This window comes from Brevibacillus nigriterrae (genome assembly GCF_049846925.1).
GTDB lineage: Bacteria > Bacillota > Bacilli > Brevibacillales > Brevibacillaceae > Brevibacillus_H.
In genome coordinates this window covers 1-12,681 of record NZ_JBNCMT010000049.1, presented here as the reverse complement: position 1 = coordinate 12,681, position 12,681 = coordinate 1, and the positions used below count along the sequence as shown (strand labels likewise).

Genomic DNA, 12,681 nt, shown 5'->3' with positions numbered 1-12,681 from the left:
CTTCGTTTGAATTATATTTGTTTTACCCATCTAAAGGAGCGATATCGAATAAATAGAATCACCGCCCGTATGTAGTTATCCATTGCAATTGCAATCCATGCTCCTACCAACCCCCAACCTAAATGAACACCGAGAATATACACTCCAAGAGTTCGTATCCCCCAAATGCCAAACCAGGTTACATACATAGGGAACTTTGTATCGCCTCCGGATTGTAAAATAGCAGTAAGAGCAGTCACTGCCCCGGTTGCTGGTTGAGCAATTACATCAATGAACAAGATGGTTACGATTAGCCTAATAACAAATGGGTCGTCCGTGAATAGATGAGTAGCAGTAAATGATATGCTCCATACGATGACCAGCACTGCCGTCATCACAAGAGAACTGACCCAAATTGCTACCGTTCCTAAGTTCTTTGTTTCCTCGATCTGCTTTGCCCCTATACTTTTCCCGATCAATGTCGTTGTTGCTACCGTGAGTCCAGTCCCCACAATCGTTGAAAACATCGTAAAATTACCCGTTAACGTATGAGCTGCATAAACTTCGGTACCCATCCGGATAATCATACCAAAATAAAGGATTTGCCCCGTTCTCATAAATAAACGTTCAAGAGCAGCAGGTGTTGCCAACCGACTCAATTTTGCGAGAAGGTCACGACGAATAGACCAAAGGCGCAGTTGTGAAATCACTCTTCGATTATGTAGATACCACAAGAGAAAAAAAACGCTGAAAAGTCTGGACAATAATGTAGCCATTGCAGCACCTTTAATTCCAAAACCGTCGAAGAACACACCGAAAATTAACACGTAATCGAGCACAATATGTACGGTGTTCATCCAAAGAGCAACGCGCAAGGGCGTTCGTGTGTCCCCCGATCCGCGCAGTATGGCTCCTGCAGTAAAGAATAGGGATAATACGATAGATGGGACAGCAACGATTTGGAAGTATGGAATCCCGACTTGAAGAACATCTGGGCTTGCCCCCATTATGGACATCATAGATTCCGAAAAAAAGAATGAGATGGCGCCAAGAACAAGACCTACAAACAGTGATAGCAAGATCGCTTGAGAGGTGATATCTCGGACTTTGGCACCGTTGTTTTCACCGATTGCACGAGAAATAAAGATGGTTGAAGCTGTTGCTATCGACATAAATACAGCAAAGTAAATTTGCATGATTGCATTCGTCACACCAACGGCCGCTACTTCTGAAAGCCCCAGCTTGGAAATAAAAAGGGTATCAACAAAACCAACAGCACTGATGAGAAAATTTTCGACAATTGCTGGCCAAGCCAAAAGCAATATGCTCTTCGTAGCAAGAGTATTTTTCAATGAGATACACAACCTTATCATGGGGTCCCGTCTTTTTACGTCAGAAAATATACGCTAAGCGAATAATGATCATGAAGAAGCCGGTTTCTCCTACTCGGGGTAGCACCGAGATACGTGTAAAATTGAATCACAAGCATTAGTGGACATTATTTGAATGAAAATTATGCTTCTATGAATTGTCTATGGGTAGCTATTCAAAAGTTCTTATTGCCTATTAAAAATAAGCAAACAGATAAGAAGGGGCTGTCTAAAAAGGGCAAATCCGCTAACATCCAAAAATCAGAAACGTTGATTTATCAAGGTTTTGATATGCAAAAGGAGCGTCTCCTAGTCGGAAAAATCGACTTTTGAGACAGCCCCTTCTTTATCTGTTAATTTACTTTACTATAAGAACGGGGCATTCTGCTCGTTTAGCAACTTTATGACTTACACTACCTAGTATAAATGTTTGGAAATTATTTAGTTCTCTACTACCTAGCACCACACAATCGTAATCCTGTTCATTAGCCAACTTGATAATAGTAGGGCCTGGTTCACCATGAAGAATTTTGACTTTATACTGCACCGCACTCTCAACTAGTAGATCAAGTACAGGTTTTATTCTTTCATTTCTTTTTTCAGCTAATGTAAGATCGTTACCGTAATGTAATACATCTGACTTTGATGTTTCTCCATTAACTACATAAACAACATCAATCATACCATCAAATTTTTTCGCTAATTCAATTGCACTTCTTGCAGATCGAATTGAATGCTCAGATCCATCAGTAGCTAATAAAATTTTCTTGAACAAACATTCCCACCTCCAGTACGGATCTTTTAATGACCTGAGCTTTTTGCAAGACCACCAATCCGTTTTTTCAATTGTAAGCTCTCTTTATTCAATCCAGTAATGACTACCTTTATGTTATTTTGTTCGAATTTCGTCTCTATTTTATCTAATGCTCCAATTGCAGAATCATCCCAAAGATGTGCTTCTGATAAATCAAGTTCAACCTCCTTCACAGAGTCATTAAAAGTGAATTTTTGTGGTAAATCAGTAACCGAAGCAAAGAAGATTTGTCCTCTTACTTTGTATATCTTCTTTGTACCGTTTTGGACTAGTTTTTCTTCCACATGAGTTTTTGATATTTTCGCTGCAAAGAAGATTGCACTTAGTATTACTCCTGCAAAAACGCCTTTTGATAAATCATGTGTAAAGACCACAGTCCCCACAGTAACTAGCATGACAATCGCATCAGTTCGCGGAATTTATGGAGGGTTTTTAACGAACTCCAATCAAACGTTCCAATAGAAACCATGATCATAACACCAACCAAAGCAGCCATAGGTATTTGTACTACGATTCCACCTAACACCATAATCAAGAACATGAGAAATACACCAGCAACCAAAGCAGATAAACGACCTCTTCCGCCAGACTTAACATTAATTACAGATTGACCAATCATGGCACAACCTGCCATTCCTCCGAAAAATCCAGTAACTATGTTCGCATAGCCTTGCCCACGACTCTCTTTGTTCTTGTCACTTTCCGTATCAGTCATATCATCCACAATAGTGGCTGTTAACAATGATTCAAGTAATCCCACGATAGCTAGTGCTAGTGAGTAAGGTAAAATAATGAGCAGAGTTTCAAGTGTAAATGGAACAGATGGGATCATGAAAAAAGGCAGACTTTGCGTTAATGCACCTAAATCTCCAACTGTTCGAATGTTTACATCACCAAATATTGCAATTAAAGTTACTACAATAATGGCAACAAGTGCCGATGGAATAGCTGTTGTTAATTTCGGAAGAAGATAAATAATAGCCAGAGTAATACCTACTAACGCATACATTATCCATGTTTCGCCAATGAAGTGTTGCAATTGAGCCGTAAAGATGAGAATAGCTAGAGCATTGACGAATCCTACCATAACTGATCTAGGGACAAATTTCATGAAACTAGCTAGTTTCAAATACCCGAACAAAACTTGTATAAAACCCGTTAGAATCGTTGCCGCAAACAAATACTGTATACCATGATCGGTAACTAACGTGACCATAAGGAGCGCCATAGCTCCTGTGGCAGCTGAAATCATACCAGGTCTTCCACCAACAAAAGCAATAATGACAGCGATACAAAATGATGCATATAAACCGACCATTGGGTCTACTCCTGCAATGATAGAAAAAGCAATAGCTTCTGGGATTAAAGCTAAAGCTACTACAATACCAGAGAGGATATCTCCTTTCAGATTTCCAAACCATTCCTGTCTAAGTGTTTGAAAATTCAAAATAACACCTCTTTCTAAGAATAAATAGTAATGGCTTTTGACTCTCACAAAAGCCAGGGCCGTTTTCAACATTTTGAATCATATCACGCTAAAAAACTTTTACAAAATGAAATGTAAGTGATTATTTCGATGATTATCTTTGTTTTCCTCTTCTTTACTCTTTCATTCGCTACATATCTACATTTTATAACTGAGTATAACTGAGTATAACCATTTATAATTTGATATATTTCAACAAATGTAGTATCATAGCTTTTGTGATAAATTTAGGCTGGAGGCTTTATTGATGACACAGGAGATTATGACTATCTCTCAGGTTGCCGAATATTTGCAATTAAGTGAAATGTCAACGTATAAATTGGTTCAAACCGGAAAAATACCAGGATTTAAGATAGGACGTCATTGGAGAGTAAAAAGAAGATCTCGGAGTTTTTATTGAGAAACTCAAAAACGGGGAAAGGTTATAAAAATACCCAAGTATCATGATAGTAGCCACTAGATCGATTATTGAACGCATAAGACAATATAGTATCTTTAGCTAATCATATTGAAGGAAAGTCATACTAACGAATGAATAATTTTCGTTTTTTTGGAGGAGCCTGTCACCAAGGGATAGTTATGCCCTTTTGGTAACAGGCTCCTTTTTGTATTTCTTATGTTGTCAAATTATAAGAAGAGAAAGGTGATCTTATTGTGTTAATTCTTCAATTAGCTATTATTCTAATTGCATCTAAAATTGCGGGAGATGTAAGCGTACGGTTAGGTCAACCCTCCGTACTTGGTAAGCTATTAATTGGAATCGTATTAGGACCTTCGGTTTTGGGATTGGTGACGGATACAGAAATATTAAATGAAATAAGCCAGATCGGTGTCATCCTTCTTATGTTCATTGCAGGATTAGAAACGGATATCGATGAGTTTAAACGGACTGGAAGAACTTCTACGTTTGTAGGTATTGGTGGGATTGTGGTTCCACTTGTTTTAGGATACGTAGCTGGTATGATGATAAATCTTTCTTCGATACAGTCTTGGTTTTTAGGATTATTATTATCCGCAACAAGTGTGAGTATCTCTGTTCAAGCTTTAAAAGAGATGAACCAATTAAAAACACGAGAAGGAGCAACGATCTTAGGAGCAGCCGTAATTGATGATGTTGTTGTGATTCTTGCTTTAGCGTTCTTAATGAGTTTGTCTGGTGGAGACGTGAATTTAGGAACCCTTATCATAAAAAAAGCAGTCTATTTTGCTGGAGCAATTCTAGTTGGGTGGAAAGTCGTACCATGGTTTTTGGAAAAATTTGCACCATTAAAAGTAACTGAATCTGTCATCTCATCTGCTTTGATTGTGTGTTTTGTTTATGCATATATCGCAGATTATACAGGAGTTGCAGCGATTATCGGAGCTTATATAGCTGGAGTAGTAATCAGTTTAACTGATTATAAACACGAGATATTTGAAAAGGTTGAAACCATTAGTTATTCCATTTTCGTACCAGTATTTTTTACATCTATTGGTATCACAGCTCAGTTTACTGGTTTATCTGAAAATGTAGGTCTCATTGTCCTATTAAGCATTCTAGCCATCTTAACAAAACTAATGGGAGCATCCATCGGTGCAAAACTATCGGGATTCTCTTGGAATAGCTCATTAGGTATTGGTTCAGCAATGGTGTCTCGGGGCGAAGTGTCATTAATTATAGCAGCTATCGGTTTAGAAGCCGACCTGTTGAGTCAAGATATGTTTGCCGTTCTTGTGGTTGTCATTCTTGTAACTACTATTATAACTCCACCTATGATGAAGTGGTTCTTTAAAACCAAAATGGAGGATGTAGGAAAGAATGCATGAGCAATTCATGAAACTTATCACTCGGAGTAAAAAAGAAAGACACAAACAAAATCGGAACATTCTTAGAGTAAGAAAAAAGACTAGTCCCAGAAAATGTAATAATGTGTGTCCACCCTCTTTTGTTGGATGAATCATCTCCTAGTAGATCTTCTAATTAAAATTGCTTAATTACAATGTCCACTAAATTATATTAGTGGACATTGAACATATTCTAAACTAGGTGTTGATGTCCGCTAATGTTCACGCTAAGATAAAATTACCATGTCCGCTAATGTAATTCAATAGTTTGGAGGGTTCGCAATGAATGGAATTGGAGTTTCGGAACAAGGTAAAAAAATCATTCATAACTTTATTCACAATCTTGAAACTAAAGAAGATTTGAATCCAAAAACTGTAAAAGAGTATGCCGGAGATTTGAAGCACTTTATTGGATGGTTTGAGGGGAAACAAGCATCTGAAGAAACGATAACATTCCGTATCGAAGATGTGGCCACTCCTACCATCACGCGGTACCGGGAAGTCACCCAGAGAGAGATGAAACTGAAACCCGCCACCATAAACCGAAGGATTCTTACGCTGAAACGATTCTTTGAGTGGGCTACATCCGAAGGATTCTTACGCCGTGATCCGTCCAAGCCGGTGAAGTTGGTACCAGAAGAAAAAGCAAGCCCTCGACAGATGTCGGAAAAAGAAGAAGCTGCTTTAATTGCTGCTGTGGAACATAACGGATCAATCCGGGACCAAACGATTATCACCTTAATGCTACACACCGGTTTGAGAACAATGGAAGTCTGCGATCTGTCTCCTAATGATGTTGTCATCGGAAAACGCAGCGGACAATTGATGGTTCGCTCTGGAAAACGAAATAAACAGCGCGAAGTGCCACTAAACTCCACATGTAGAGCTGCGCTTGAAAGATATATGGCTCAATTAAAGAATGATTCCCTATTTTTGTTTCCATCCGAGAAAACTGGCGATCGATTAACGGAACGTGCTTTGCGGCATCTCATTCAAAAATACATGAAATTAGCTCGACTAGAAGGATTAAGTGCACACGATTTGCGGCATCGATTCGGCTATGTCATGGCCGAAAATACCCCACTACATCGGTTAGCACAAATAATGGGACATGACAGCTTAGACACAACCATGATCTATGTCAAAGCTACTCGTTCTGATCTACAATCCGAAGTAGAAAAAATAGCTTGGCAATGAGCCTATGAGGAGGAACAGAAGTGGCATCGATTGAACGTACAGCCTATCCTCGGTTTAAACGAAACCCATCTTCTAAAGAACTTCATGAGGTTTATGCACCAACATCAGATGAAATTCAGTTTGCTCATTCTGTAGCTCGTGGAACTGTGCCAGTTTTAAGCCTCTTGGTCATGATGAAATCCTTTCAACGCCTTGGCTACTTCCCACGGCCAAAAGATATACCTATTATCATTGTAAGTCACATACGTTCTTCCTTAAACTTAGCAAATGATGTGGAGCCAAATTTTCTTTCTAAATCACTATATCGGCATCAGAAAGCCATTCGAGAATATTTGAAGGTAATTCCTTACGGAAAATATCCTCTACATATTGCCACCACAGCCGTTTACAAAGCAGCTCAAGTTATGGATAACCCGGCAGACCTTATTAACGTAGCTATTGCAGAAATGATTAAAGAACGATGTGAACTGCCAGCGTTTAGTACCTTGGATCGGTTAACTCGTCGAATTAGATCATTAGTCAATTACCGATTTTTCAATGAGGTATTACAACGCCTTTCTCATGACGAAATAAACCTTCTTGATCAATTATTGGTTACTCCTGAAGATAAGCGTCGCTCTGCGTATAATGATCTCAAAGAGTTACCTAAAAGTTCTACGAAAACTCATTTTCAAGATCTACAAACGAGATTATCCTGGCTAGCGTCTCTTGGTGATATAGAACGGTTATTAGAGGGAGTACCCAATGCAAAAATCAAACATTTTGCTGCCGAGGCACGGGCATTAGACATAGCTGAAATACGGGACTTCACTCCACCTAAACGATACATGCTTTTGTTGAGTATGATATATCGCGCAAGGGTGACGACTCGTGATAATCTAGTTGAAATGTTTTTAAAACGAATAGGCACGATTCATAAAAACGGTAAAGAAGAATTAGAATTGCTCAGAGAGCAGCACCGTTCAAAGACAGAAAATTTGATTTCTGTCTTTACTGAAGTCCTGCAAACATCAGAAGGTACAGATAATGATACAGCCCTTGGGGAAAAAGTGAGAAAACTTCTAGCTGCTCGTGGTGGTATTCAAACACTAATGGATGATTGCGATGCTGTTTCTTCCTATAATAGGAATAATTACTTCCCACTTCTTTGGAAATTTTATCGAAAATATCGAAAACTATTGTTTCGCTTGATACGACTGCTCGATATTCATTCTACTACTCAAGACCAATCACTTACTGAAGCCTTAATTTTTTTACAAGAGCATGAGAATCGACGAGTAGAGTGGCTGCCAGAATCAATTGATTTGTCCTTTATTAGTGAACAATGGAAACGTACTTTGATCGGTAGGAATGGAAATGGGCAAATAGCTCGTAAGCATTTAGAAGTCTGTGTCTTTTCCTACCTTGCATCTGAATTAAAAACCGGTGATCTATTTGTTAAAGGTTCAGAAAACTATGCAGATTATCGCGAACAACTTCTTTCCTGGGAAGAGTGTGAGCCGATGGTTGCCGACTATTGTAAAGAGTTAGGCTTTGAAATCTCCTCTCATGGATTTATTCAGCAATTAAAAGAATGGTTAACACAAACAGCAGAGCAAGTAGACTACAATTATCCAGAGAATGGTCAAGTAATCATTAATGAAACAGCAGAACCTGCTCTCAAACGTGTAACGAAAAAGGAGTCTTCTGCAACACTTAAATCTTTGGAATCTGCAATTACTCAACGCTTACAAGAACGGAATGTACTAGATGTGCTTTGTAACGTTGAGCATTGGAGTCATTGGACCAGACATTTTGGTCCTTTGTCTGGTACCGATCCAAAGATAGAACAACCTACTGAACGTTATATTGTCACAACTTTTGGATATGGATGTAATCTTGGACCAGCCCAAACCTCTAAACATATGCGAAGTTTGGTAACGCCACATATGCTTTCTTTTGTAAACCGGCGACATGTAACAGCTCAAAAGCTAGATGCAGCTATACGTGATATTCTTAATCAATACAATACGTTGAGCTTACCTAAAATATGGGGAGATGGTAAGACAGCTGCGGCGGATGGAACGAAGTTTGATTTATACGAAGAAAATTTGTTGTCTGAATACCATATTCGCTATGGCGGTTATGGTGGCATTGCCTATCATCATGTTTCTGATACCTATATTGCTTTATTCAGCCACTTTATTCCTTGCGGAGTATGGGAAGCCGTCTACATTATTGATGGTTTGCTAAAGAATAAATCGGACATTCAACCTGATACGTTACATGCAGATACTCAAGGTCAATCTACACCTGTATTCGCATTAGCTTATCTGCTAGGAATAAATCTTATGCCCAGGATTCGAAATTGGAAAGACCTCAAATTCTTCAGACCAAGTAACGATACCGTGTATAAACACATTGAGCCGTTATTCAGCGATACGGTAGATTGGGAATTACTCGAAACACACTGGAAAGATCTCCTTCAGGTTGTTCTCTCGATCAAAGAAGGTAAAGTGCTACCTTCAACCTTACTTAGAAAACTTAGTAATTATAGTCGAAAGAACCGACTATATCAGGCATTTAGGGAATTGGGTCGTGTTGTTCGTACCGTTTTTCTTCTAAAGTACATTTCCGATATCAAGCTGCGTGAACAGATTACGGCTAGTACAAATAAAGTGGAAGCGTACAATGGATTTTCAAAGTGGCTTTTCTTTGGAGGAGACGGTGTGATTGCTGAGAATGATCCTGAAGAACAAGAAAAACGGATCAAATACAATGATCTTGTGGCAAATGCAGTAATCTTTCAGAATGTGATAGACATAACCCTGATTTTACGTGATCTGATCAAAGAAGGACAGCAATTATTTAGAGATGATATAACAGTTCTTAGTCCTTATTTAACCAAGCATATCAAGCGTTTTGGAGATTATGTCATTGACTTAGAAAACATTCCACAGCCACTTGAAGGAGAAATGTCAGTACCTATCTAAGAGAATGGGTCATGGTATGGAAATACTTACCAGACTATGACCCATTTTTACACGTATCTCGGCTGTACCCCTCTTAGTGTGGATAATACAATTGACTTTAATTATCGGAATAAAAAAAACACAATTTTTTAGATTGTGTTTAAAAAGTCATGATAATCAAATTTATTCATCCTTGTTATCCACTACGATGAAAGTCCCCACTTTTCCCCCCAGACTTACTTTGCAAATAAGTCGGACCGATTACCATCTCTTTGTCCATCGCTTTACACATGTCATAGACGGTAAGAGTAGCAACGCTTACAGCAGTTAATGCTTCCATCTCAACTCCAGTGTTACCTGAAGTCTTAACGATTGCTTCAACTGTAAGGATATCTCTACCAAAGTAGTCAAAAATAATATCAATCCCGGTTAAAAAAAGCGGATGACACATTGGAATGATTTCAGACGTTTTTTTAGCTGCCATGACTCCTGCTATTTGTGCGACTGCCAACACGTCTCCTTTAGAGATATTTCCTGCTTTGATTCTATTTAAAGTTTCGGGCAACATATTGATCTGACTCTTTGCAACTGCCATCCTAACCGTGTTTTGCTTGTCAGATATATCAACCATTTTTGCACGATCTTGTTTATTAAAATGAGTTAGCTTATCCTCATAGGTCACGATTGCTTAACCTCCAATTTGTGACATCCTCCTAGAGGTAGGTGTATGAGACGGTTCTTGATTATCAAACGCTTGTGCCATCTCATGATTTTCTGGTTTTGCTGAAATAACTTTATAAAATAATTGCTTCATAGCCATTGGGTTATTAATATACGATCTTACATTTACTTCATCCTGCCAGTATAGGCAGCTCTTCAAATTGCCATCAGCAGTCAGACGCAAGCGATTACAGTTATTACAAAAGTGATCGCTTACAGGATGAATTAACCCAAAAGTTCCTACCGCATTTGGTAAACGATAATTCTCGCTAGGCCCATTTCCAAATACAGAATCCTTCTTTACATCGGTAAAGCCCATCTCCTTGGCGCTCTCTAATACAGTAGACAACGGAAGATATCTGCTTCTCCACTCGTCGGAGGTTTCACCAATCGGCATAAATTCAATAAACCGAACATTTATCGGCCAATGCATGGTTAACCGCAAAAAGTCATTGACCTCATCATCATTAATACCCCGCATCAATACCACATTTAGTTTTATGGGAGAAAAACCAACCTCGATACTAGCCTCAATTGCTTCCAGTACTCGTTTTAGTTCCCCACCTCTAGTAATCGCAAGATACCTCTCTGATTTCATTGTATCTAAACTAATATTTACTCTGTTCAAACCAACATCTTTTAAAACCTTTGCTTTTTGAGCCAAGAATATCCCATTTGTGGTAAGTGCAATATCTTCAATTTCATTAATACTTGCAAGTTGGTAAACCAGCTTTTCAATATCCTTACGTACAAGTGGTTCTCCACCTGTGAGGCGTAATCTTTTTACACCCAGGCTTGCTGCGTGCTTCACAACCTCTACTATCTCTTCGAAGCGTAGAATACAACTGTGTGGTTGGAATTCAACTCCTTCAGCAGGCATGCAATAAACACATCGTAAGTTACACCGATCTGTAACTGATATACGCAAATAATCATGAATTCTTCCAAATCGGTCTACCAATTTCTCATCGGTCATGGTTCTCCCCCCGATAAACTACATTTTTTGTGTAATTGGATTCCATGGACCTTGCTGGTGTCCCTTCCATTCACTACCGTCCTCCCAATTCTCTCTTTTCCAAATTGGGACAATTTGTTTTAACCTCTCAATGGCATACCGTCCAGCTTCGAACGATTCATTTCTGTGTGGAGTTGCCACAGCAATGATAACTGCAATATCTTGGATCTCTAAATCGCCTATTCTATGTTTCATTGCAACTTGTGCACCTGGCCAACGTTCCTGTATTTCCTGATCAATTAGCTTCATCTTTTCTATTGCCATTGGAGCATATGCTTCATAAGTAATTGAATCCGTTCGCTTACCATGTGTAAATTCCCGAACAGTTCCAACGAAAGTTAATATTGCACCAGAGTACGGGTTAGCTACAACTTTGATCAAGGAATCAGCTGACAGTGGCTTGTCAGTAACAGTAAAACGTTCCTCTTCGCCTCCGCTAACTGGAGGTAAAAGGGCTACGTCATCGCCCTCCTGAATGACTTGATCGGATGTAGCATATTCATTATTCAGAGAGACAAAGCATGTAGGTAGCAGAGAGGAAAGTGAAGGATACTCGGTAGTAACTTGTGATATCAAGTTAGACACTGTCGCCCCAGTAGATAATTCAATCGTTAATACTCGCATATTTGCTCTTTCCGCTAAACCTGCAAATAATTGAACCTGAACTTTCATAAAAATACCTCGCCATTTTCGGTTATTTATTCATCAAGAATCATATTGTGTTTTAGTGCATAGCGAACCAAGTCGGACCGTTTTTTAACTCCAAGCTTCTCCATGATCCGGGCCTTATACGTCTCAACTGTTTTTATACTGATATACAACTCGTCAGCAATTTCCTTTTGAGTATATCCAAGTGTAATAAATTTCAGGATCTCTTTTTCTCGTAAACTTAAGATCTCATCATCTGTTTCTGTTGCATTTTCTTGTGGTACTTCAACTAATGATTTCTTGTACAAGTACGGCACTAAAGTAGGATAAATATAATGTTCACCTTGAAGAACTGTCCGAATAGCAGTGATTAATTCCGTATCTACTACTCGCTTTAAAACATATCCAGAGGCACCAACATTTAACCCCTCTTTGAGATATGCTTCGTCAGAATACATAGTTAAAATAAGTACTTGAATTTGTGGCTTTCTCTCTTTAATTTGTTTTGTTGCCTGAATACCATCGAGAAGAGGCATGTTGATATCCATTAGAACAACATCTGGCTCTTTTTCTAACGCCTCTAATACAGCTTCCTCTCCTGTACTTGCCTCACCTATAATTTCAAAATTCCGGTCAGCCAGTAATACGCTTTTTAATCCCGATCGAAACATCGGATG

At 38.8% G+C, this 12,681-nt stretch carries 9 protein-coding genes and 2 pseudogenes; 4 read left to right on the top strand and 7 right to left on the bottom strand.

The genetic code is table 11. From position 1 onward, the window contains the following. Positions 1-11: 11 nt before the first annotated feature. The 3 genes and pseudogenes from ACPW7N_RS24605 to ACPW7N_RS24595 all read right to left on the bottom strand — a co-directional run bounded on the left by ACPW7N_RS24605 (position 12) and on the right by ACPW7N_RS24595 (position 3,610). Positions 12-1,331 (bottom strand): MATE family efflux transporter, encoded by a 1,320-nt coding sequence (locus ACPW7N_RS24605; protein ID WP_425654293.1) that lies wholly within the window; start codon positions 1,329-1,331, stop codon positions 12-14. Positions 1,332-1,707: 376 nt separating this feature from the next. Beyond that, on the bottom strand, positions 1,708-2,124 hold the full coding sequence (locus ACPW7N_RS24600; RefSeq protein ID WP_425654290.1) for a universal stress protein: 417 nt from the start codon (positions 2,122-2,124) through the stop codon (positions 1,708-1,710). Positions 2,125-2,150: 26 nt separating this feature from the next. After that, positions 2,151-3,610 (bottom strand): annotated as a pseudogene (locus ACPW7N_RS24595) (SulP family inorganic anion transporter). Positions 3,611-3,896: 286 nt separating this feature from the next. Between ACPW7N_RS24595 and ACPW7N_RS24590 the strand changes: the two are divergent. From ACPW7N_RS24590 to ACPW7N_RS24575, 4 genes and pseudogenes are all read left to right on the top strand, one after another. Continuing rightward, a pseudogene (locus ACPW7N_RS24590) lies at positions 3,897-4,077 on the top strand (helix-turn-helix domain-containing protein). A 226-nt stretch (positions 4,078-4,303) separates the two neighbouring features. After that, complete coding sequence (locus ACPW7N_RS24585) at positions 4,304-5,455, top strand: cation:proton antiporter (RefSeq protein ID WP_425654288.1); 1,152 nt, start codon at positions 4,304-4,306, stop codon at positions 5,453-5,455. 300 nt (positions 5,456-5,755) lie between these two features. Next, the gene (locus ACPW7N_RS24580; RefSeq protein WP_425654286.1) at positions 5,756-6,670 is read left to right on the top strand and encodes a tyrosine-type recombinase/integrase; all 915 of its coding nucleotides are present in this window, start codon (positions 5,756-5,758) and stop codon (positions 6,668-6,670) included. 20 nt (positions 6,671-6,690) lie between these two features. Next, entirely contained in the window at positions 6,691-9,642 is a 2,952-nt protein-coding gene (locus ACPW7N_RS24575; protein ID WP_425654284.1) for a Tn3 family transposase, read from the top strand. Positions 9,643-9,817: 175 nt separating this feature from the next. Here ACPW7N_RS24575 and moaC read toward each other — a convergent pair whose 3' ends face one another. From moaC to ACPW7N_RS24555, 4 genes are all read right to left on the bottom strand, one after another. Beyond that, positions 9,818-10,303, bottom strand: a complete 486-nt coding sequence (moaC, locus tag ACPW7N_RS24570; protein ID WP_425654282.1) for a cyclic pyranopterin monophosphate synthase MoaC — start codon at positions 10,301-10,303, stop codon at positions 9,818-9,820. Positions 10,304-10,309: 6 nt separating this feature from the next. Continuing rightward, on the bottom strand, positions 10,310-11,317 hold the full coding sequence (moaA, locus tag ACPW7N_RS24565; protein WP_425654279.1) for a GTP 3',8-cyclase MoaA: 1,008 nt from the start codon (positions 11,315-11,317) through the stop codon (positions 10,310-10,312). A gap of 18 nt (positions 11,318-11,335) precedes the next feature. Then, positions 11,336-12,028: a molybdenum cofactor biosynthesis protein MoaE gene (locus ACPW7N_RS24560; protein ID WP_425654277.1), complete on the bottom strand. Its 693-nt coding sequence runs from the start codon at positions 12,026-12,028 to the stop codon at positions 11,336-11,338. A 26-nt stretch (positions 12,029-12,054) separates the two neighbouring features. Beyond that, positions 12,055-12,681: response regulator (locus ACPW7N_RS24555; protein WP_425654275.1), on the bottom strand; the 627-nt coding region annotated here is incomplete at its 5' end.

What these genes read in the sequence shown, in the direction of transcription:
- ACPW7N_RS24580 (WP_425654286.1), top strand. Translation starts at nt 5,756, where the DNA reads ATGAATGGAATTGGAGTTTCGGAACAAGGTAAAAAAATCATTCATAAC.
- moaA (WP_425654279.1), bottom strand. Translation starts at nt 11,317, where the DNA reads ATGACCGATGAGAAATTGGTAGACCGATTTGGAAGAATTCATGATTAT.
- ACPW7N_RS24560 (WP_425654277.1), bottom strand. Translation starts at nt 12,028, where the DNA reads ATGAAAGTTCAGGTTCAATTATTTGCAGGTTTAGCGGAAAGAGCAAAT.